Below are 21,863 nucleotides of genomic sequence, written 5' to 3'. Positions count from 1 at the left end.
GGCCGTCTGGGCTGAACGCCACCCCGGACACCGACTTGCGGTGGGTGAGGGTCAGGAGTTGTGTGCCGGACTCTGCGTCCCACACCCGCGCCGTCTTGTCCTCGCTGGCGGTGGCGAGTCGGCGGCCGTCTGGGCTGAACGCCACCCCGGACACCGACTTGCGGTGGGTGAGGGTCAGGAGTTGTGTGCCGGACTCTGCGTCCCACACCCGCGCCGTCTCATCCCGACAGGCGGTGGCCAGACGGCGACCGTCCGGACTGAACGCCACCCCGTGCACCGAGCTGTCGTGGGTGAGGGTCAGGAGTTGTGTGCCGGACTCTGCGTCCCACACCCGCGCCGTATCGTCGTCGCTGGCAGTGGCGAGACGGTGACCGTCCGGACTGAACGCCACCCCGAACACGAAGCTGTCGGGGGTGAAGGTTCGGGGATTGTCCGCACCGAACGCCGCCCTGTACAAGAAGCTGTTGTGGGTGAGGGTCAGGAGTTGGGCGCTGGTCTCGGTGTCCCACACTCCCGCCACCGTCTCCCCGCTGGCGGTGACGAGTCGGTGACCGTCCGGACTGAACGCCACCCCAGTGATCCAGCCTCCGAACCAGCGTTTCCGATTCGTATGCAAAAGGGTGAGGCGCTTCTGCCCGTGGCCGTCAACGATTAGCGCGGTCCTGTTAGTACATGCGAGGGCAAGGCGTTCACCGCTAGGGCTAAACGCGACCGCTCTGACCGCGCCGGGCCCTTCAATGAGGGTCAGAGACGTGGTTTTGAGAGTGCGGTTGATCTTCTGACGGGCTTTGGAGGTGAGTTGTGCAGTGGCGCGAAAGGCAGGGTCTATCTCCCGGACTTTGTCCAGTGCCTGCAGGGCCTCATGCCACCGGCCCGCTTCGATGTGATCGAGGGCCTGACGGTAGTGGCCTTTGAGGGCCTGCTCACGCTTGCTGGTCTCCGCAGCTTCCCGGGCGGCTTTGACGATCGCCGCCAGCTCTGGGTCGGGAACCGGTGCCGTGTTCTGGGGGGTGTGCTGGTTGAGCTGTTCGGCTGCGGCCAGGACGGCCTGCCACTGCCCCGCACGATGCAAGGTGGTGATCTCCTCGCGCAGCCTGGCACGGAGCTGTTCGGTGCGGGCTTGGCCCAGCAGGGATCGGGCGTCGCGGTAGTCGGCTTCGGTGGCGACGACCGCTTCGAGGTGCTCGACGGCCTCGCCCCAATGACGGGCGGCTGCTGCGTTCATGGCTGCCTCATACAGTGCGTTGAGGCGCTGGCTGTGGCGTGCCTGGGTCAGTTTGGCCGGGCTGTCGCGGTAGCTGCGGTCGACGGCGATGATTGTGCGGAACGCCTCGACTGCCTCGTCCCACCGTTCGGTGTGGAAGGCGGCGAGCCCCTCGGTATACAGCTCATCCAGGTCTGCTTGCCCCTCCTCGTGGCGTTGCTTCATCAGCCGACTACCCGCCTGCTGAAGACCGGTGCCCGGGTGGTTGGAGGGCTGTGTGGCGGGGCCGGGGGTGTCGGTGAGGTCGAAGAGGTGGCCGTGGCCGTCGGGGGAGCGCATGTACAGCACCGGCGTGCCCCACTCCAAAGAGCCGGGGCGGGCCAGCATCATGGCCTGGCGGGCTTCCATGACTGCCACGTCGATCGGCAGTTGCCGGGCTAAGGCCGAGTAGAAAGCGTGCGCGCACTCCAGCGCGGCCTCGTCGCTTACCTCATACTGCATCGCCAGTACCGCGGGCAGAGCCTTGTGCATCAGTGCACCCGCCACGCTGGAGAACGGGTTGAGTCCGCCCGCGCGCCCAGTTTCGCAGGCGTTGAGCACCGCCAGCCGCAGCGAGGGGTGGCCGGCCACCAGCATCGCCAGCTGCCCGGCACCCAGCAGGTAGGTTCCTCCCTGCTCGCCGGCCAGTGCCAGGGCGCCTTCCTGCGCGCGGGTGTCGTACCCTCCGTGCCCGATGAAGTGCAACACATGCCACTCACGCCGGGCCCCGCCCGGTTGCAAGACACCCTGCGCAGAAGCACTGCGGGCATCTCGGCGCAGCGCCTCACGCAAATCACGCCAGGTCTGCCCTTCCGTCCAGTCCAGCTCCACCCGGCCCTCCGCCACCAGGTCGGACAGAGCTTCGTGCAGAAGCTGCTGTTCGGCCTGGACCGCCAGCGGATCTTGATCCTCCGGACGGGCGACCATGCCCAGGACCCGCAGCGGCGGCATCACCCGCAGCGGCGCCACCGGCCGCGCCACCTGCGGATGGCGCACCAGGGGGACCTCCAGGCACAGATAGTCGCCCTCGCTGGCGTCGTAGAGGAACTCCCATGGCAGCCGCGCCAGCTCGGGAGCCTGTACGCGCAGCACCAGACGGACTTGGCCGCCCTGCAGTGCGGCATGGTTGCGCGCAGCCCGCAGCAACCCCGCTCCGGGCCCGCCCAGCAGGGCGTCAAACAGTGTGCGCCCCAGCTCCCGCACCGGTGCCTCGCCGTCGGCCAGGGCGCGGCGCACCAGGGCCGAGGAAGCCACCACCGCATCCGGTATCCGTGCTGCCTGAGTCTCCAGTTCGTGCGCCGGCGGCAGCCGCATCACCCCCGGCGTTTCATCTCCGCCCGTCGTCCGGAACACCACCGGGTAGCCGTCGCTGCCACCCGGCCCGACCTCAACCTGAAGATCGACATCCACCACAGCGCCCCCCACGTCCTGCCGGTCAACCAGACCTGTCAGTGACCGGCACCGCCGTTCCCTCCACGCTACGGCCATTGCCCCGGCCCGTCCCCACAACGGCACCAGGTCAGCACGCGGGAACTCCCGTCAACTCAAACGCTCAGCCCTGCCAGCGAACAGCAGGCCACGTGAGGGAGATCCCCCTTGGCGAAACGGTCCTGGAGTCCGGGGTGGTGCTTCTGTGAGAGCTACGGCTGGAGGAAGATGCGTGCTCTGAGCAGGGTGAAAGAGGCGCGGCCGTGCATCTGCCGCTTGATCGTCTTGACCCTGTTGACGTGTCCTTCGACGATGCCCGAGCTGTAGGGCAGGGTGAGCCCGGCCGCGACTGCTTGGACGTCTTGGCGGATGGAGTCGGCAAAAACGCCGATGGCTTCAGGTCCGTTCAGTTCAGCTTTCTGGATCCAGTCCCGAAGCCGATGGTCGTGGTGGTGGCGGAGCAAATCGGTGAACTTTCGCGCGAGGTCGCAGGCGGCGGCAACCTCAGGGCAGGCGTTTCGTAGGTCATCTAACTCTGCTGCCCCCGAGGGGCGCAGTGCCTCCTGCGGACGCATGATCCATGCGGTGATGGCACGAGGACTGGGTGTCGCTGTCTGGGCGGGGATCGCCGCGCCTTTTCTGATGTTCGCCACGTAGCGGTTCACGACGTGGTAGCCGCCGGTGTAGCCGAGGGCGCACATCTCGCGGTAGAGCTGCATCGAACTCGTGCAGCCCACGCGAAAGCGGTGCTGGACGTATGCGGTGAACGGGTCGAGGACGCCGACGCCCCGGCCCCGTGCCGAAGCGAGGAGGTCCTCAAGGTCTTGGCCCCGATAGCGCCGAACCGTCTTGCGGTCCAGGTGCAGGCGATGCCCGATGGCGTTGAGAGAGAGCCCCGCAGCGGCCAACTCGGTGATCTCCCGGTGGCGTTGGCACACGCGCTCCAGAGGAGGAGTCGCTGGCACAGCAGAGGGCGATCCGCTGGCTGGGGCGACAGGTGGGCGCAGGTATGCACGATGGCGGCGGCACGTCTTCTCCACAGCCGTTGAGAGGTTCTGGAGGAGGTGCCAGCGATCAGCCACTTCCCGGGCGTTGGGGGCCGCCTGCTGGATGGCCTTGGTGAAGGCCATCAGGCGGTCGCGGCACACGATCTCCGTGCCGGGGTGCTCGCGAAGCCAGGTCGCGACCGAGGCGGTCTCCCGGTCCGGTAGAACGTCTACGGGGCTGGGGGTCTCGACGTCGATGCCGCCCGAAGAAGCCCAATGATGCCCTGTCAAAACTCGTACGCTGTGCGCCACTTGGCGTAGACACTGCTGGAAACAGGCCCTTGCATGGAGTCGCCGGGGTGCTCGTAGCCCCTGCTCGAGCACAGGAGGACTGCCGTGGTGTCGTCGGATCCGCACAGCTATTGGATTGTGCTGCTGGACATCGAAGGTTTCAGCCTGCGCCCGGAGGTATCTCAGGCGACGCTGCACGGCGAGTTGTACGAGGTGGTCGAATTCGCTCTCGCCCGGGCCGGGCTCAAACTTGCGGAATGCCGGGTCCAGGACCGAGGTGACGGAATGTTGATCCTGGCGCCCGTGGGGACCAGCCCGACCAGGCTGCTGCGCGAGCTGACGCGGGGGCTGGAGGACGCGTTGCGGGCGCACCAGGAAAAGTACAACGAGATCCATCGCATGCGGCTGCGGGTCGGTCTCAATCAGGGACTCGTGATCCGGCAGGGCAAGCGCTGGACCGGGACCGCGATCAATGACCTTGCCCGGCTCGTGGACGCAGGCCCGGTCAAGGGCGTACTCGAGCAGGCGCGGCGGGCCCACCTGGTGCTGGTCCTCTCGGAGAGCGTGCACGCGATGGTGGTGGGCGGCAACTACCCCGGGATCGACCCGGCGGCCTATCTGCCCGCCGACTTCGTCACCAAGCACGGTGAGCGGCGCCGGGGCTGGGTCACTGTGCCCGGCTATCCGGCGCCCCCAGGGCTTCCCGCGGAACCACGGGGGGCGTCCGGCGGAGCAGGGGGAGCTTCGCTTCCGGGCGTCGACGCGGGAGGAGAGGACGGTGGGGCCGGTGCGGTGACCCCGGCCCCACCGTCCGAGTCCGCATTCACCTTCAACAACGTGACGAACAGTCCGATAGCCGCGGGCACCAATCCGGTGAGCATCGGCAGGGTCGGCAGGGACTACGTGCAGGGAGACAAGTACGAGCACAACGAATACGGCTCCAAGAACGAAGACGGCACCGAGGACGAGTCATGAGCGCGCCGGGCGGCTCGCCGCCCCCACCGCATTCGCCCGGCCCCCAACCGCCATCGCCCTCCCCGCCACCCGCACCGCCCGGCAACGCGGCCGGTCCGGGGAAGGCGGATGCCGGGGCGGGTGCGCCCCCGCCGGGCGGAGGCGGCGGGGACGCGCGTCCCCCGGCGGGTGACGCCGGGGCGCAGCAGCCTGCGGGTCCGGGCAGCGGTGGCGACAACGTCGGAGCGGGTGCGAGCGCTCAGAAGGCCACTGCTCGCACCGGGCAGGGAAGTCTGCGAGCCGGTCTGCTCCGCGAGGCGTGGACCCACATCGGTCGCGACTGGGTCCAGGGCAACAAGATCGTTGTCCAGGCCCCCGGGGAACGCGGCGTCGTACTGCGGGCCATCTCCGCAAGTACGGTGGAAACGGTCCGGCATGCGTTCCAGAAGCCGCCCCGCTGGGACGACGTGCAGGACAACGCGTGGCAGCGCCGCTCCGTCGTGCTGCGCGGGGCCGGTGGCTCGGGCAAGACCGCGGCGGCCCTGCGGCTGCTGATGGCCGTCAATGTGAAGGCCTGGTACCGGCTCGACTCCGTCGACGACCTGGCTCGGCTGACGGAGCTGAAGGAGCTCGGCAGCGGCTCGGGCCTGGTCCTCGACCGGCCCCCCGACCTGAGTGAGCTGCGCGGCCCGCTGCTCGAAAGCCTGGAGGAGCTGCTGCGCCTGGCGGACGCCCGCCTGGTCCTGATCGCCGGGCCCGATGACGAACTGGGCCCCGGCGTCGGTGAGTACGTGCAGCGCATCGTCCGGCCGACCGGGCTGCTCGCCGTCTTCCGAGCCCACCTGGAGCACCGTCTGGGTGAGGCGCAGGCCGAGAGAGCGCTCGCTGCGGCAGGTGTCGCCGCACTGGCCGAAGAGCTCCTGAACGACGCCGCCTGCCGTGACGCCGCCCGGCTCGCGGAGGTCCTGGCGCACGAATACGGCCCGGCGGCCGGTGATCCGCAGCAGGAACCGGACCTCGACCTGGACCGTGTCCGGACCCGGATGGACCAGACCGTGGGCGAAGGGCCCGAGGAGTGGTTCGAGGGGCTCGGCGACACCGTGCTCCGCACCCAGGCCGTAGCCCTCGCCGTGCTCGGCGGACTGCCGCAGGAGGAGGTGGCACTCGCCTCGACCACCCTGCTGGCGCGCTTCCGCAGCGAGCGCGGTGTGCTGACGCCCAGTGTCGAACAGGGCTCCGTCCCGCTGCGCCAGGACCCATTCGCGCAGCCACGCCGCCTGTTCGCCGAGAAGCTCCGCGCCCGCACCGTCAGGTCGGTGACCCAGGGCGACTACGGCTGGCTGCCGTGCACCGTCGCCGAGTACCGCGACGCCGAATACCCGGCCCGGATCATCCGGCACGTCTGGTCTGAGTACCGCATCCAGCAGGAGCTGGTGGGCTGGCTTGCCGAGCTGGTCGACTCGTCCTCGCTGCCGGTGCGCAGTTTCGCCGGGACTGCGCTCGGGCTCATAGCAGCCGAGTCCTTCGAGTTCATCGCCAACCGGGTCTTCGCCCACTGGGCGCAGCACGAGGAGTGCGGCTGGCAGCGGAGAGAGGCCATTGCCTACGCCCTGAAGATCTGCGCCCGTGACCCGGCGCTGTGGGCGGGCGTCCACAACCTGGTCAACGGCTGGTACTTGAGCGGTACGTGGGAGCTGCAGGCCGCTGCCGCCCGCGCCTACGGCCTGTGCCTGGGCGGCGTCGATCTCGGCACCGCCGTCGCTGCCCTCACCCGGCTCGGCACGATCGACCACATCCAGGTGGCCATCGCCATCGGTGACGGCTTCGTCGACCTGCTGGCGCAGGACGTGGCGGCGCACGCCCCGGTCGTGATGCGGGCCGTGGCCGAGATGGTGCACGAACCGGAGAGCCGTGCCTGCGGACACCTCGTCTTCCTGATCCTCGCCGACGGACTGGTCACCGAGGAGCTGGTGGCCGGAAGTACGCAGCCGCGCAGCCGCCCCACTCTGCTGAACCTGGCCGTGCGGGACCAGCGCGGGGGTTCTCTGCGGCGGCTCTTCGGTTACCTGTGGGCCGAGGTGATCGGTGGCGAGCTGTTCGGCGACGAGGCCGACGTGGTGCTCCAGCGATGGGCCGCGCAGGCCGAGACCGATCCGCTGCTCCTGGACGACCTGGTCAGCATGCTGGTCGAGGACGTCGCCGTGCGCAGCCCTCGCGTGCGCCTGCTCCTGCAACGACACGTCACGCGCTGGACCGGACGCGACTGCTTCCGTCCCCTGCCCCGCTCCGCGGCGGTCCTCGGCAGCGCTCTGCGCTCGGGTCCGTCCGGATTTGCCGCTCAGCCAGGAGGTGCCCGGTGAACCAGCCGGTCTCGTTGATCGTCAGCCAGTCGCCGGTGCCCCGGTGGGGGACGGGCCCGACCAAGGCGAGGGAGCCGCATCTGGCCGTCGTCTACGCCACTGCCGCAGGTGAGGTGGTGTGCTTCGACGGCCGCCCGCTGCGGGCCGGGCAGCAGTTCCTCTCCAAGTACCGCACGCGGTACGAGGTCGACATGCGGCCGCAGCATCGCACGGCCGTGCTCGAGAACAATCCGCTGGTCTCCCGGGACGGGGTGCACGTCTTCCAGGTGACCGTCTCCTTCTCCTTCCGCGTCGACGGCTGGACGGGCGCCGAGGACTGGGTGCGCTCAGGTCTGACGGACCCCCTCCCCGTGGTGCACGGGCATCTGGTGAGCCGGTTCCACTCGGCCGGGCAGGGCTTCGGCATCGAGCAGGCCGTCGCTCTCCAGAACCACCTGAGCGGACTCTGTGCGGCACCGGCGTCCCTTTCGCCTGGCCTTGTGATGGAAGGCTGCCGTGTCTCGGTCCGGCCCGACGCCAAGTCCCTGGCCTACCTGGAGACGCTGATCGAGGCAGGGCGGACGGAGAGCATCGGCATCGCCGAACACGTGCCGAACGTCGGTGCCGCCCATCGGGCGGGCGATCTCGCGGCGGTGCAGCAGGCGTACGAGATCGACGCGACCAAGCGCCATGACGCGGCCTTCTCCGGGATGCTCATGAACAGCGAGGGGCTCATCCGGCAGTACCTGAACACCCACCCGCACGACGCCGCGGGGGCGTTCGCCATGAGTCGGCAGCTGGAGGAGGCTCGGGCCGCCACCGCCGAACTGCAGAACCAGCGGGCACTGGGCCTGTTCCAGGTGATGGCGGAGAAGGGCCTGATCCAGGCCGGTGACCTGGACCTGCTGCGACAGCACCTGACAGGACAGGTCGGCCAGGCCACCGGCGGGCACGTCCAGCTCTCTGCCGCCGCCCCACCGCAACTGCCCGGCGCGCGGCCATGGGACACACCGGACCCGGGCGCTGCCGTGCCGCCCCGGCAGACCGACCCACCGGTGCCCGAGCCCTTACCCGACAACCCCGTACCTGACAAAGCCGTGCCGACCACGGCCGCCGCGACCGCCACGCCGACCGCACAGGACACCGCCGCCACGTCGTCGGCCGTGCCCGTCCCCTTCTCCGGGGCAGCGCTCATCTACCTGGTCATCGACGAGTCGCTGAACCGTGACTGCCTGGACGAACTCAACCGGGGCCTCGCCGCCCTGCACTCCGCGCTCTCCGGCGCACCCGCAGTCTCCGCCGCGCTGCGGCTGTGCCTGCTGGGCATGGCCGCAGGAACGGAACTGCGGCTGCCGCTGGAAACGGTGCTGCCAAGCACCCGGACGCCGATCCTCACCGGGCGCCAGGGGCTCTCGTACGAGCACGCCTTCCGCACCCTTCAGGCACTGCTGCGGCAGGACGTCGCCCTGGTCAAGACCCAGCGCACACAGGTCCTGCGGCCGATCGTCTTCGTCCTCACCGGAGGTGTGCCCGACGAGGGCTCCGGCTGGGACGCCGCCTACCGCGAACTCGTCGACCAGGGAGGCAACTCGGTCGTACCCCATCTGATCGTGCTCGGCATCGGCGGAGCCGAGGCGCGAGCGGTCCGGACCATGGCGACCCGCCCCGAGTTCGGATTCATGGCCGCGCCGAACCAGGACGCGGCCTCCGCGGCGCACAGCTGCGCCGCCTTCCTGCGGGACACGATCGTCGCCTACGGGCAGCGCCTGAGCTCCGGCGACCCACAGTTCTCGCTCGCCGCGCCGGACGGTTTCCGCGCGGCCGAGGACGCGCTCTGACAGACGGACAACAGACGGACCACTGAAGACAGCAACCACGAACGGGACAAGGACAAGAGACGATGGTGGACAGCAACCGGGGGCACTTGCTCCCCATCTACGTCCTCGCCGACGAGTCGGACTCGATGATGCACCACATCGACGACCTGAACGACGGACTGAGGTCTCTGCACCAGGCGCTGCTCGGCGAGCCCATGGCGGCCGCCAAGGTGCGCTTCTCCGTACTGGGCTTCTCGGACGACGTGGTCGAGCGGGTCCATCTGGTGGATCTGCGCAGCGCGGAGGAGTTCCCGCGCCTGAGCACGCGGGGCATGACGAGCTACGCGGCGGCCTTCGAGGACCTGATCCAGCGCATCCCCGCCGAGGTGCAGAGCCTCAAGAACGACGGGTACCAGGTGCACCGGCCCGCCGTGTTCTTCCTCAGCGACGGCATGCCGAACGGCGGCGAGGACTGGCGGGGCCCGCACAGCAGGCTCACCGACCGCGGCCTGACCCTGGGGGCACCGAACATCATCGCCTGCGGGATAGCGACCGCCGACGCGGAAACCATCAGCCAGGTCGCCACACAGCCGGAATTCGGCTTCGTCGCCGACAAGGGCGTGGACGTCGGCCCGGCGATCGCCAAGTTCTGCACCGCGCTCACCAAGAGCGTGATCGCCTCCGGCCGTTCACTCGCATCGGCCTCTCCGCAACTGATGGTCGACAAGCCGGAAGGCTTCACCGTCGCGATCGATGTGATCTGACGTGGAGTGGTCCAACTGGCGCCACTCCGAGAAGCGACAGAAGCGACAGAAGCGGCCGGAGCAGGGGACGGCGCCGGAAGAGCCGCGCGAGCAGGATCCCGCACGGCAGCCACCGGGACCGGACCCGACGACCGATGACCGGCCGCAGCACCGCCCTGACGATGCCGTGGACGGCTCGACTCCGCATCCCGCTGTTTCCTCATCCGCCGCCGCCCCGGCTCCGGAGCCCGCCTCCGAGCCCGGGCCGCTGACTGCGCCGCACGATCTGGCTCAGCTGTGGGCGCCCCTGAAGGTGGGCGAACCGACGGTGGCGCTGGAACCGACGCCGCCCTCAGGCCTGTCCTACCGGCCCGACATCGTGTGCGACGGCTGGTCCACTCCGGCACTACATGTACGGCTGGCCTCCGTGCGCGGCTACCAGCACCGGTTCGACGGTCGCCCCCGCGAGGACGACGCGGCGGTCGCCTGCGACAGGAACACCGGGACGGTGGCGTTCGCCGTCGCCGACGGGGTCTCCGACGCACAGCAGCCGCACATCGGCTCGCAGTTGGCGTGCCGCAGTGCGATCGACGAGATGCTGTCCCAGGTACGCGGGGACGGCGCGGGCTACGTGGAGAACTGGGACCGGCTCCTGTACACGGTGCACTGGCAGTTGGTGGAGCAGACCCGTCGCATCCTGCATCGCCCGAAGGCGGGGCCACAGGAGACGGCCGGGCTGCTGGCCACCACCCTGGTGGCCGGGACGGCGACGCCCACCGAAAGCGGGGTGTTCATCCATGTGATCTCGGTCGGGGACTCCGGGGCCTGGCAGATCAAGCACGAGAACGTCCACCGGCTGGTGGGCGGGAAGCCGGACGGGGCGGACGGACTGGTCTCCTCCGCGGTGGAACCCATGCCGTACCTGCCGAGCGTGATCCGCCCGCTCACCTTCGCCCTGGAGCAGGGCACGGTCCTGCTGGTCGGCACGGACGGCTTCGGCGACCCCCTGGGAGACGGAACGGGGGCCGTGGCGCGCCTGTTCCGCATGCGGCTGCGCCGCCCCGTACCGCCACTGGGCTTCGCGCATCTGCTGGACTTCTCACGGGAGACCTTCGACGACGACCGCACACTGATCGCGCTGTGGCCGAGGGACAAGGAGGAGGGAGAGCGGTTATGACGGTCCCGGTTTCCTATGCCCGTCCCGAGCAGTTGGGCGACTACGCGGCGCACCGGCTGGGTGCCGGGGGACAGGGCGTCGTGTACGGCGTGCCCGAGCCGCCGGGCAGGTTCAGCGGAGAGTTCCTTGCCTACAAGGAGTACCTGGCCACGGTGCGGAGCGACAGCGACGTGCTCTACTCCATGGTCGTCTTCCTCGAGGAGCTCGGCCGGTCCGACCGGCACGACCGTGCCTTCCTGAGCGAGCGGCTCACCTGGCCGCTCGCGATGATCTACACGGGCGACCGGCCGACCCAACTGCGGCCTTCGCTCAACTCCGGCACGCTGGTGGTCGGCTTCCTGATGCAACGACTGCTGGCGGAGTTCGAGCTCAACAACTCCCAGCTGGGCGGAGCGAAGCCCGCGGGCATGGAATTCCTGCTCAACGAAGACACCTACACCGTGCGGATCGGGCTGTATGTCGACGATCAGAAGCGGCTCCGGCTGCTCGCCGACCTGGCGGCGACGGTCACCCGGCTGCACCGGCAGGGCGTGATCGTCGGTGATCTCTCACCGAAGAACGTCCTGTTCAGGCTGGCGCCGACGCCCAGATGCCTGCTGATCGACTGCGACTCGATGCGGCTCAGGGGCAAGGACGTACTGCCTCAGGTGGAGACGGAGGGCTGGGAGGTGCCGGAGGCGGCCAAGGCCACGACCGCCTCGGACGTCTTCAAGTTCGGTCTGATCGCCACCAGGCTCTTCAACCGGGACCAGCACAGTACGGATCTCAGCGGACTCCGGAGCATCTCGACCGACCTGGCGACTCTCGCGGACAGCAGCAGGAGGACGGATCCACGAGGGCGGCCCGAACTGGCGGACTGGCACCGGGCGCTGGAACGGGCGCGCAGCGGAATGCAGGGGTCGCAGTCACGCCCGCAGTCCGTACCGCCGCGGCAGCCTCAGGCTCCGCAGCCCGTGCCCCCACCGCAGCCGACTCAGGTGCCGGCCGTGCCCGCGCCGACGCCGTCCTTCGCGTGGGGCGGGTGTGTGGCCGCCACGGTGGTGGTGTTGGTGGTGATCGTGGCCATAGCCGTGCTCGTTGCCCTGAGGTCGCCGGGGGCCGACAGCGGCCCGTCGGTGGATGCCGAAACCCCGGAGCGGGCCGAGGCTTCGGGGGCGACCGTCGACTACTCACGTGTCGTCGACGAGCCGGAGGCGAACGAGGTGGCCGACATGTTCGCCCGCTTCTACGGAGCCATCAACACGCGGCACTACAAGAGGGCCATGACGCACTACGACCCGGGGTCGGGGGTCGTCGACCTCAATTCCGCCGCCAGCCGCAGGGAATGGACGCGTGCCATAAGCACCACGAAGGACACCCGCATCGTCCTCGAAGCCCTCTCCACCTCGGGCCCCCGCACGCTCGCCACCGTCAGTTTCCGCAGCCGTCAGGACGTCGGCTACGGACCGGCCTCGAACCCCGACGACACCTGTGACGACTGGAAGGTGACCTACGAACTGACCCACACGAAGGGCTACCGCATCTACAAGGCGCCCAAGGACGGGGTGAGCCACAGTCCGTGCTGAGCGCCTGTGTCATAACCCCGGCCGAGCCGGACGATGCCGGGCACTCAGCCGCCGAAGGCCTGCCTCTTCAGCTGGTCCACGGAGCGGATCAGCAGCGCCTGTCGGCCCGTCACGATCCAGCCCTGGCCCCGCCATTGCTCCAGTACGCGGCTGACCGTCCGACGGGAGCTCAGGAGCAGCCCGGCCAGGTCGTCCTGCGAGAGCGGCAGGCCGATGTGCAGCCCGGTGCCGTCGGGATCGGTGTGGCCGCAGCGCTCGGCCAGGTCGAGGAGGAGCGCGGCGAGGCGGGCCGGGACCGGTTCGGTGAGGCCGGTGCGCTGGGCGTCGGCCTCGCGCAGGCGCTGGGACAGCGTCTGCTCCAGGGCCACGGCGACGGAGTTGTTGGTGCGGGCGATGGCGTGGAAGCGGACGGCGGCCAGGTACAGCAGGTCAACCGGGGTCGCGGTCTGCAGCGACGCGGAGCGGCGGCGCCGCTCCAGCCCCGCCTGCTCGCCGAGGAGTTCGCCGGGGCCGCGCAGGGCGAGCAGAGCGCGGTAACCGGCGTGGGACTGGGCGACGACCTTGACCCAGCCGCTCACGAGGACCACCAGATGGTCGGAGTCCTCTCCCTGGGCCAGGAACTGCTGGTCCGCAGGGAGGGAAACCTGGACCGCCGCCCGGCGCAGCTCGGCCCGTTCCGCGGGGCCGAGTGCCTCCCAGAAGGTGGCGGAGCGGTGGCCCGGCACGGTCACCCCAGTAACCATGCGATGACTACGAACGCCCAGCCCACGACGGCGAGTGCGAGCGACTGCTGTACCCGTCGGCTCTTGATCCACAAGATCTGGCTCATGACCACCAGCTGATGGGTCAAGGCGTCCAGCGGGGAGGTCTCGCCCAGTTTCTCGGCGAGGCGCTCCGGAGCCCAGTGCCGCAGGTCACCGTAGTAGAGGAAGTGGTTCTCCCGGTGGGGCCCGGCTCTGCGCCCGAGGCGTGGGCTGATCACGGACATAGAGGCGATGGCCGAAAGACCTAGCAGGGCGGCACCCAGCCAGAACAGGATCAGCGAGAGCACGCCGTCCAGCTCCGCCAAGCGGTCGTCGGAGCCGGAGAACGCGATGACCGCGACCGCCGACTCCAAGGCGAGGGCGAAACCCGCCTTCGCGTCCACCTTGCCCGTCCAGTCGATGAGGACCGCGTGTATCCGCCAGGCGGTCTCCACCGGATCCGTCTCTGCCATGGCGCCCCCGGCTCCTGATCGTCGACCGGACAAGGGTTCAGGCGGCCAGTGTGGCACTGAGGGGCTCAACTGGCCCTGCCTCGGCAGCGGGCCGGTCGCCGACCTGGCGCCCCTGAGCCCGGAGCCAGGAGGCGCAGCAGCCCGGAGTGGAGGGCGGTCGTGGCGTCGGTGAGCGACATGCGGTCGGCGCTCACCTCCTCTCCCGTCGCGTGGCTGAGCGCGATCACGGCCGACACCTGCCACGGAAGCGGGGCGAGCGGGTCGAAGGAGCCCTCGTCGCGTCCGCGGCGGAGTACGTGCGCGATGCGGTCGGCAATCGGCCGGTGGCGGGCCCGGTCCGCTTCGGGCGGGGCCGGACGGGGTTCGAGCCGGATCAGGGCCGGATGCGTACGGGAGACGTGCCAGGCCGCGTCGAGGAGACGGAGCAGGGCCTCCGGCGCCGGGCCCTCGTCGGGGCCCGAGGCATCCATCGCCGTGGTGACCAGGTCGGTCATGTGGTCGACGACGGCGGTGAGCAGGTCGTCCCGTGAGGAGAAGTGGGCGTAGACGGTCTGGCGTGTGACGCCGGCCGCGGTCGCGACGGCGGCCATCCCCGCGTCGGGGCGCTCGCCGAGGAGTTGGACGGCCGCGTCGAGGATGGCCGTGCGGCTGCGCTCGGCATCGGCCCGCCGTCGGGGAGCGGGGCTTGAAGGGCTCAAGTCTTACACCTTGTCAAAGTTGTGCGGTCGCTTTAGTTTACAGGCTGTAAGAGTTCCTGGGGGTGGTCCCGCGAGGACCGCTCCGCCTTGCCACGTCCGGACGGGAGCCCCATGAAGCCACTGGCACAGAGCCTGACGGAGAGCCTGACGCAGAGCACCCCCGCGCAGTTCGTCGCCGACTTCCTGACCGCGTTCCACGACGAGGTCGTGCGCGGCGACCACGACCCGGCCCCCGCCATGGCCCGCTTCTACACCCCGGACATCGTGATGGTCAGCGACGGCGTACGGCTGCAGTGGGACAAGCTCCTCGCCCACATCCGTCCCGTCCGCAAGAACCTGGCAGCGGACGACGAAGCCCGCTTCGAGGTGCACGAGGCGCTCGCGGACGGCAACAGGATCGCGGCGAGGCTCACCATCCACGCCGCCATGCGCAAGAGGCGGGTGTCCACAGACGTCCTGACCATCTACACCTTCGCTCCCGACGGCCGACTGCACCGGTCCCACGGATTCACCCGGCCCGTCGACGCCCCTTCGCGGCAGGCGGGTTGAGCGAAGCAGCGAGGCAGGGCCCGTCGGCCGGTGAGAGATACCTCCTGGCGTCCGGGCAGCATCCTGGCCACACTTGGCGGTCAGGTCGTCACCCGGCAGGAGATGGTCGCACCATGCCCGAGCACACACAGGCACGCACACCCGACCCCGGGCTCTTCGGCCCGGCCTCCGTGACCTGGCAGGCGCACTCCGACCCGATGATGTGGGTCGCCGGGATCCGGGCCCTCTACCTCCAGGCCCTGCACCCCCGCGCGGTCCGCGGCGTCATGGAGAACTCCGACTTCCGCAAGGACGCCTGGGGCCGCCTCATGCGCACCGCCAACTTCGTGGGCACGACCACCTACGGGACGACCGCGGTGGCCGAGAAGGCGGGCGCCCGGGTGCGGAAGATCCACACGATGCTGCGGGCCACCGACCCGGAGACGGGGGAGCGGTACGGCGTCGACGAGCCCGAGCTGCTGCTCTGGGTGCACTGCGCGGAAATCGACTCCTATCTCCATGTCGTACGCCGCTCAGGGCTCCCCCTCACCGACGCGCTGGCCGACCGGTACGTCGACGAGCACCGGCAGAGCGCCCGTCTCGTGGGCCTCGACCCCGCGGACGTACCCGCGTCGACGGGTGAACTCGCCGCCTACTTCGAGGAGGTGCGGCCGCGGCTCGCCGCCGGGGCCGACGCCCGCGCCGTCGACGACTTCCTGCAGCGCCCCCCGACGCACGCCCTGCTCGTTCCGGCGCGCGACCTGCTGTGGCGGCGCGTGGCGAACCTGGCATACGCCTCCCTGCCGCCGTACGCCCACGAGCTGTACGGCAGAGCGGCCCCGCCGCCCGCCACGGTGACCCGCCGCCTCGTCCTCACCGGCACCGTCCTGCGCCGCATCCCCTCCCGTGTGCGCTGGCAACTCCCGCCCAAGCACATCCTGCGCGCCGTGGCCCGTCTCGGCCCCGGCAGCCGCCCGGCCCCGTACAAACTCGACAGACGGGACGCCATACTGGACGGGCCGGGGAGGGCGCAGCGAGGCAACGGGGGCGACAACACGAGATGGCGGACACCAGGCTGATCCAGAGCCGCTACCGGCTCCTGGATCTGATCGGGCGCGGCGGCATGGGCGAGGTGTGGCGGGCACGCGACGAGTCGCTTGGCCGCCAGGTCGCCGTCAAGTGCCTCAAGCCGATGGGGCCTCAGCACGACCAGGCCTTCACCCGGGTGCTGCGCGAGCGCTTCCGGCGCGAGGCGCGCGTCGCGGCCGCGCTCCAGCACCGTGGTGTCACCGTCGTCCACGACTTCGGCGAGCACGACGGCGTGCTGTACCTGGTGATGGAACTCCTCGAAGGGCGCAACCTCAGCCAGCTCCTGGAGGACAACAAGCAGCACCCGCTGCCCGTCGCGGACGTCGTGGACATCGCCGACCAGGTCGCGGGCGCCCTCGCCTACACCCACGAACAGGGCATCGTGCACCGGGACCTGAAGCCCGCGAACATCATGCGACTCGCCGACGGCACGGTGAAGATCTGCGACTTCGGCATCGCCCGCCTCGGCGCCGACATCGGCTTCACCTCCCGCCTGACCGGCACGGGCATCGCGATGGGCACACCGCACTACATGTCGCCCGAGCAGATCGGCGGCGACCCCGTCGACCAGCGCAGCGACCTCTACTCCTTCGGCTGCGTGCTGTACGAGATCGCCACCGGCGCCCCGCCGTTCGACATGGAGGACGCCTGGGCCGTCCTGGTCGGACACCGCGACACCACACCCGCGCCGCCCCGCAGACACCGCGGCGAGCTGCCCGCGTACTTCGACCGCATCGTCCTGGACCTGCTCGCCAAGGAGCCCGCGGCCCGGCCGCACGACGCGCGGGAGCTGGGCCGCCGCATCGCCGCGGGGCGCACGTCGATCACGTACGCCCCCACCGTCGCCACGCCGCCCGTCCGCCGCCCCGAACCGCTGCCCTCCCACGAGGCGCGCCTGCCCTCCTGGACCCGCGGCATGACCACCGGGCACAAGGCCAGCGGCGCGTCCGTGCTGCGCACCACCCCGCCCGACGCGGCCGCGGGCCTGACCGGCGAATGGATTCCGCGCGTCGACGCGCGTCGCGCGGCGGCCCCCCGGCCGACCGAACGCCCCAAGCCTGCGCCGGAAGTGGTGGCAACGCTCACCAACCGCCACAACGCCGGACTGAGCCTCGGGCGGCTCGGCCGCTGGGCGGAGGCGGGAGAGGTGCACCGCGCGGTCGCCGCCGAACGCGAGCACGCGCTCGGCCCCGACCACCCCGACACGCTCGCCAGCCGTTACGAGGTCGGCTTCACGCTCAGCCGCACCGGCCGCGCCTCCGACGCCCTGCGCGAGTACGGCCGCGTCGCACAGGGGCGGGAGCGCGCGCTCGGCCCCGAGCATCCGGACACGCTCGCCGCCCGCCAGGAGATGGCGTACGTACTGGGGCAGCTCGGGCGGCACTTCGAGGCGCACCAGACGTACACCTCGGTGCTCGCCGTCCGCGAGCGCATCGCAGGGACCGACCATCCCGACACGCTGCGCTGCCGCCACAACCTCGCGTACAACCTGAGCCGCCTCGGCCGCCTGGAGGACTCCTACCGGCTGGCCGAAGAAGTGGCGGCGGCCCGCGCGCGCGTCCTCGGGGCGGCGCATCCCGACACGCTCGTCACGCGGTACGAAGTCGCTTACGCGCTCGGGCAGTTGGGGCGCTGGCCGGAGGCCCTGCAGACCTATCGGGAAGTCGCCGACGCCCGGGTGCGGGCGCTCGGCGCGGACCACCCCGACACGCTCACCGCCCGCTACGAGGTCGGCATCAGCCTCGGCAGGCTCGGCCGCAGCGTGGAGGCCCTCGAGCTGTACCGGCAGCTGATCGACGACCGCACCCGTGTCAACGGCCCCGCCGACCCCGAGACGCTCCGGGCCCGCCACGGGCTCGGTGTGAACCTCGGACGGCTCGGCCGCTGGGAGGAGGCGCTCGCGGAGGCCCGGGACGTGTGCGCCGTCCGCGAGCGGGTCCTCGGCCCGGACCATCCCGACACCCTCGTGAGCCGCCGCGAGGTCGCCGTCGGCCTGGGCTGGCTCGGCCGCTGGGCCGACGCGCTCACCGAGTACCGCAGGGTGGCCGCGGCCCGCGAACAGGTCCTCGGCCCCGACCATCCCGACGCGCTCGCCAGCCGCAACGACGAGGCCCACTGCCTGGAACAGCTCGGCCGCGGCACGGAGGCAGTCGAGCTCTACCGGCGGGTCGCGGCGCTGCGGCAGCGGCGAGCCGCCGGGGAGCACTGAGCTCCGTCCCGTCGGTCCCGAGGGCTCTCAGACCCCGGGACCGCCCATGTTCTGATTCCTGGCGTTCGACCCGCTCAGCCCCTGCGCGAATCCCTGCTCCGCCGCCCCGCGCTCGACGGCGCCGCGCTCTCCCGAGCCCCCTCGGCGCCGCAGTACGGCCCAGCACGCGCCGATCACTACCGCGGCCACGACCAGTATCGAAACAATGACGATCATGCGTTCTCCAGTCCCCGTGTGCACGGCGGCCCCCCTGTGCGGCCCGCCCTGACCGGCATTCTCTCCTCCGGCCCGGCGATGGGGCCAGGGCGGATCGCCGCCCGGCAAAATCACGTGCGCCGATTGATCGATCCGGGACACACTGCGGCATGGATCCGGCAGCTTCCCAGACCTCGCACGCACGAGCCCTGCGCCACATCGCGGAACTGGCCTCGGGCCCTCCGATGGACAAGTCGCTGCGCGTGACCCTCAACTTCCATCCGGACCGCCCGCTGCACGGCAGGCCGATCCTGGACGCCATCGCCGAAGACGGCGTCTACCGCTCGCAGTTCGTCACGGGGACCAGCAACGGCGGACTGACCGCGCACCCCGGTGGTGACCGGTGGCGCTGGGAGAGCCGGATCTTCCACGGTGCGTACGACGAAGCGCCTGCCAGTGAACGGCCCGTCTACGGGGCATTGAACTTCCGCCGCAAGCCGGTCGGCGGCGCGCCGCGGTTCGGCTCCGCCCACTTCCGGCTGACCGCCGGGACGCTGGCGCGGACCACCTTCTGCTATCCGGACAGCTTCCTCGAACCCGCGGACTTCGGCGTCGCGGACCGCATGGGGCTGATCGAGCTCGCCCTCGCCGACCGGCAGGACGACCTCGACGACTACATCGAGGCACAGGTCCACGGACCGGTGCGGCCGGACCGCGACGTGGAGGCGCTGGTCCTGGACCCCTGCTACCGGGGCACGCCCGTCGAGGCGTCGGCCCGGCGGCTCGGCTGCCCGGTGGAGTGGCACCCCGGATTCCGGCTCGGGGTCGATGAACTCCACCGCCATCCCGGCTACCGCGGTCCGGAGTACGTCGACCTGGGCACGCGGGTGGCCGTCGACGGCGTCCTCGACCCGCACCTCGTCGGCGCCGCGGCGCGCTCCGGCCACCACGATCCGCAAGCGGTCAAGAAGGTGTGGCACTACCTGGCCCGGTTCGGGGCGCCACGGACGGCGGACGGCCCGCAGAGCCGTGCACCCCGTGCTAGGAAGAGCCATGCCCGATCGTGAGTACGACGCCGTCATCGTCGGCGGTGGCCACAACGGTCTTGTCGCCGCCGCCTATCTCGCCCGCGCCGGACGATCCGTGCTGCTCCTGGAGCGGCTCTCCGAAACCGGTGGCGCGGCCGTCTCCAGCCGTCCCTTCGCCGGGGTCGACGCGCGGCTCTCCCGCTACTCGTACCTCGTCAGCCTCCTGCCCAAGAAGATCGTCCGGGACCTCGACCTGAACTTCAGGGTGCGCACCCGCACCGTGTCCTCGTACACCCCGGCCGAGCGCGAGGGCCGCCCCACCGGCCTGCTCGTCGGCGGCGGCGAAGCCCGCACCCGGCAGGCCTTCGCGCGGCTCACCGGCGGACAGCGCGAGTACGACGCCTGGCGCGACTTCTACGCCATGACGGGCGAGGTCGCCCGCCGCGTCTTCCCGACCCTCACCGAGCCGCTGCCCACCCGCGCCGAGCTGCGCGCCCGCGTCGACGACGACACCGCGTGGCGCACCCTCTTCGAAGAGCCCATCGGCACCGCGATCGAGGACCGCTTCGGCGACGACCTGGTCCGCGGCGTCGTCCTCACCGACGCCCTCATCGGCACGTTCGCCGACGCCCACGACCCGTCCCTGCGGCAGAACCGCTGCTTCCTCTACCACGTCATCGGCGGCGGCACCGGCGACTGGAACGTGCCCGTCGGCGGCATGGGCGCCCTCACCGCCGCCATCGCCGACTCGGCGCGGACGTCGGGAGCGCTGCTGCGCACGGGGTGCGAGGTCACGCGGATCGACACGGACGGCAGGCGCGCCGAGGTCACCTACCGGGCCGACGACGCCGAGCACACCGCCACCGCACGCCACGTCCTGGTCAACGCGTCACCGGAGGCCCTCGCCGGACTCCTCGGCGACGAGCCGCCCCCGCCCGCCGAAGGCGCCCAGCTCAAGGTCAACATGCTCCTTGAGCGGCTGCCGCGGCTGCGCGACACGTCCGTCGACCCGCGCGAGGCCTTCGCCGGAACCTTCCACATCTCCGAGGGGTACGAGGAGCTGGCGACCGCGTACGCCCAGGCGGCCGCCGGTGCACTGCCCACGGCGCCGCCGTCCGAGATCTACTGCCACTCGCTCACCGACCCCACGATCCTCGCGCCCGAGCTCGTCGAGCGCGGCTGCCACACCCTCACCCTGTTCGGCCTGCACACCCCGGCACGGCTCTTCGCCCGCGACAACGACACCGCGCGCGCCGAACTCCTGAAGTCCACCCTCGCCCAGCTCGACGCGCATCTCGCCGAGCCGATCGCCGACTGCCTGGCCCTCGACGTGGAGGGCCGCCCCTGCATCGAGGCGAAGACCCCACTGGACCTGGAACGGGACCTCCGGCTGCCCGGCGGCAACATCTTCCACCGCGACCTCGCCTTCCCCTACGCCCAGGAAGGCGCAGGACGCTGGGGCGTGGCGACCCGGCACGCGAACGTCCTGCTGTGCGGCGCGGGCGCGGTGCGCGGCGGCGGTGTCAGCGGCGTCCCCGGGCACAACGCCGCGATGGCGGCGCTGGAGTCGGAGCCGGATGCCGGTCAGACCGGTCGGAAGTAGCGAGTGAACGGGGTCGCGTCCACGGCGAGCAAGCCGTCGAAGGGGGTGTCGAGCTGGTAGATGAGGAGGACGGTGAAGGCGATCAGGCCGGACAGGCCCATCACCATCACGACGTGGGTGAAGCTGCGCTGCACGCCGAACATGAACATGAAGGCGATGGTGAGAACGCCGCCGACGACCAGGCCGACCCAGATCACCGGGGACAGCTGTTCCGTGGAGTCGGCCTCACGCCCGCGGCGCGCCTCGTCCAGGGTGCTCAGCTGCACCAGCGTCTCCTGGCCTGTCGCCTGTTGGGCCGGTGTGGCGTCGGCCGGTACCTGACTCGTCTCGCGCACCTTGTCGAGCAGCTGCCAGCCCGTCGTGCCGAGCGGTGCGCGCTCGGCCATGGCGGGCCACTCGGTGTCGGCGACGTGCCGGATGTACGACTCGATCTCGCCGCGCATCCGGTCGGCCTGTCCGGCGGGCAGACCCGCCGCGAGGAGGTGGATCTGGTGCGCGGCACTGGCCTCGGTGGCGGCGTGGTCCTCGGCTCCCGAGTGGGCGTCCCACACCGACACCAGGGCGAGGCCGAGGACGAGGGCGTACAGAACGCCGACCATCATCGAGATGTACTCGGCGACGTCCTCGCGGGGAGCCTCGTCCGGTCCCAGCGGCCAGAACCTGTGTTTGAGCAGGACGATCGCTGCGGAAAGCAGGGCGACGCCCAGGACGATGGCGAAACTCTCGATCATCGGCGGTCCCGATTCGTTGCGGA

General features: G+C 70.8%; 18 protein-coding genes. 11 read left to right on the top strand and 7 right to left on the bottom strand.

Annotated elements, in window-relative coordinates; genetic code table 11:
• Together AC068B_RS23405 and AC068B_RS23400 are read right to left on the bottom strand one after the other, a co-directional pair.
• Positions 1–2,656, bottom strand: a 2,656-nt coding sequence (locus AC068B_RS23405; protein ID WP_478673611.1) for a CHAT domain-containing protein, incomplete at its 3' end; no start/stop codon positions are given.
• A 227-nt stretch (positions 2,657–2,883) separates the two neighbouring features.
• A complete protein-coding gene (locus AC068B_RS23400; protein ID WP_478673610.1) occupies positions 2,884–3,948 on the bottom strand; it encodes an ISL3 family transposase in 1,065 nt (354 codons plus the stop codon).
• A 105-nt stretch (positions 3,949–4,053) separates the two neighbouring features.
• Between AC068B_RS23400 and AC068B_RS23395 the strand changes: the two genes are divergently transcribed.
• The 6 genes from AC068B_RS23395 to AC068B_RS23370 all read left to right on the top strand — a co-directional run bounded on the left by AC068B_RS23395 (position 4,054) and on the right by AC068B_RS23370 (position 12,543).
• Complete coding sequence (locus tag AC068B_RS23395) at positions 4,054–4,923, top strand: hypothetical protein (RefSeq protein ID WP_478673609.1); 870 nt, start codon at positions 4,054–4,056, stop codon at positions 4,921–4,923.
• Positions 4,920–7,262 carry a hypothetical protein gene (locus AC068B_RS23390; RefSeq protein WP_478673608.1) on the top strand — a complete coding sequence of 781 codons (2,343 nt, stop codon included), beginning with the start codon at positions 4,920–4,922 and terminating at the stop codon, positions 7,260–7,262. The genes AC068B_RS23395 and AC068B_RS23390 overlap by 4 nt, the downstream gene beginning before the upstream one ends.
• Positions 7,259–9,079, top strand: a complete 1,821-nt coding sequence (locus AC068B_RS23385; RefSeq protein WP_478673607.1) for a vWA domain-containing protein — start codon at positions 7,259–7,261, stop codon at positions 9,077–9,079. Before AC068B_RS23390 ends, AC068B_RS23385 begins: the two co-directional genes overlap by 4 nt.
• 62 nt (positions 9,080–9,141) lie before the next feature.
• Positions 9,142–9,822, top strand: coding sequence for a vWA domain-containing protein (locus tag AC068B_RS23380; protein ID WP_478673606.1), 681 nt, complete (start codon positions 9,142–9,144; stop codon positions 9,820–9,822).
• Position 9,823: 1 nt separating this feature from the next.
• Positions 9,824–10,978, top strand: coding sequence for a protein phosphatase 2C domain-containing protein (locus AC068B_RS23375; protein ID WP_478673605.1), 1,155 nt, complete (start codon positions 9,824–9,826; stop codon positions 10,976–10,978).
• Entirely contained in the window at positions 10,975–12,543 is a 1,569-nt protein-coding gene (locus AC068B_RS23370; RefSeq protein WP_478673604.1) for a serine/threonine-protein kinase, read from the top strand. The genes AC068B_RS23375 and AC068B_RS23370 overlap by 4 nt, the downstream gene beginning before the upstream one ends.
• A gap of 44 nt (positions 12,544–12,587) precedes the next feature.
• On the opposite strand, the gene AC068B_RS23365 is transcribed toward AC068B_RS23370, so the two are convergent.
• From AC068B_RS23365 to AC068B_RS23355, 3 genes are all read right to left on the bottom strand, one after another.
• A complete protein-coding gene (locus AC068B_RS23365) occupies positions 12,588–13,274 on the bottom strand; it encodes a Crp/Fnr family transcriptional regulator (RefSeq protein ID WP_478673603.1) in 687 nt (228 codons plus the stop codon).
• Positions 13,271–13,759, bottom strand: a complete 489-nt coding sequence (locus tag AC068B_RS23360) for a Pycsar system effector family protein (RefSeq protein WP_478673602.1) — start codon at positions 13,757–13,759, stop codon at positions 13,271–13,273. Before AC068B_RS23360 ends, AC068B_RS23365 begins: the two co-directional genes overlap by 4 nt.
• A gap of 65 nt (positions 13,760–13,824) precedes the next feature.
• Positions 13,825–14,457, bottom strand: coding sequence for a TetR/AcrR family transcriptional regulator (locus tag AC068B_RS23355; RefSeq protein WP_478673601.1), 633 nt, complete (start codon positions 14,455–14,457; stop codon positions 13,825–13,827).
• 111 nt (positions 14,458–14,568) lie between these two features.
• On the opposite strand from AC068B_RS23355, the gene AC068B_RS23350 reads away from it, so the two are divergent.
• The 3 genes from AC068B_RS23350 (at position 14,569) to AC068B_RS23340 (ending at position 18,283) form a co-directional block, all read left to right on the top strand.
• Positions 14,569–15,006 (top strand): nuclear transport factor 2 family protein, encoded by a 438-nt coding sequence (locus AC068B_RS23350; protein WP_478673600.1) that lies wholly within the window; start codon positions 14,569–14,571, stop codon positions 15,004–15,006.
• A 113-nt stretch (positions 15,007–15,119) separates the two neighbouring features.
• The gene (locus AC068B_RS23345) at positions 15,120–16,064 is read left to right on the top strand and encodes an oxygenase MpaB family protein (RefSeq protein ID WP_478673599.1); all 945 of its coding nucleotides are present in this window, start codon (positions 15,120–15,122) and stop codon (positions 16,062–16,064) included.
• Positions 16,046–18,283 (top strand): serine/threonine-protein kinase, encoded by a 2,238-nt coding sequence (locus AC068B_RS23340; protein ID WP_478673598.1) that lies wholly within the window; start codon positions 16,046–16,048, stop codon positions 18,281–18,283. Before AC068B_RS23345 ends, AC068B_RS23340 begins: the two co-directional genes overlap by 19 nt.
• Positions 18,284–18,310: 27 nt before the next feature.
• On the opposite strand, the gene AC068B_RS23335 is transcribed toward AC068B_RS23340, so the two are convergent.
• Complete coding sequence (locus AC068B_RS23335) at positions 18,311–18,499, bottom strand: hypothetical protein (RefSeq protein ID WP_478673597.1); 189 nt, start codon at positions 18,497–18,499, stop codon at positions 18,311–18,313.
• A 149-nt stretch (positions 18,500–18,648) separates the two neighbouring features.
• On the opposite strand from AC068B_RS23335, the gene AC068B_RS23330 reads away from it, so the two are divergent.
• Complete coding sequence (locus AC068B_RS23330; RefSeq protein ID WP_478673596.1) at positions 18,649–19,545, top strand: DUF3626 domain-containing protein; 897 nt, start codon at positions 18,649–18,651, stop codon at positions 19,543–19,545.
• Positions 19,532–21,109 (top strand): phytoene desaturase family protein, encoded by a 1,578-nt coding sequence (locus AC068B_RS23325; RefSeq protein ID WP_478673595.1) that lies wholly within the window; start codon positions 19,532–19,534, stop codon positions 21,107–21,109. Before AC068B_RS23330 ends, AC068B_RS23325 begins: the two co-directional genes overlap by 14 nt.
• On the opposite strand, the gene AC068B_RS23320 is transcribed toward AC068B_RS23325, so the two are convergent.
• Complete coding sequence (locus tag AC068B_RS23320) at positions 21,091–21,840, bottom strand: bestrophin-like domain (RefSeq protein WP_478673594.1); 750 nt, start codon at positions 21,838–21,840, stop codon at positions 21,091–21,093. The genes AC068B_RS23325 and AC068B_RS23320 overlap by 19 nt on opposite strands.
• Positions 21,841–21,863 lie beyond the last annotated feature (23 nt).

Source organism: Streptomyces sp. NPDC042371 (assembly GCF_056437465.1).
The sequence above is the reverse complement of the archived record's forward strand: the minus strand, read 5'-3'. Positions and strand labels throughout refer to the sequence as shown.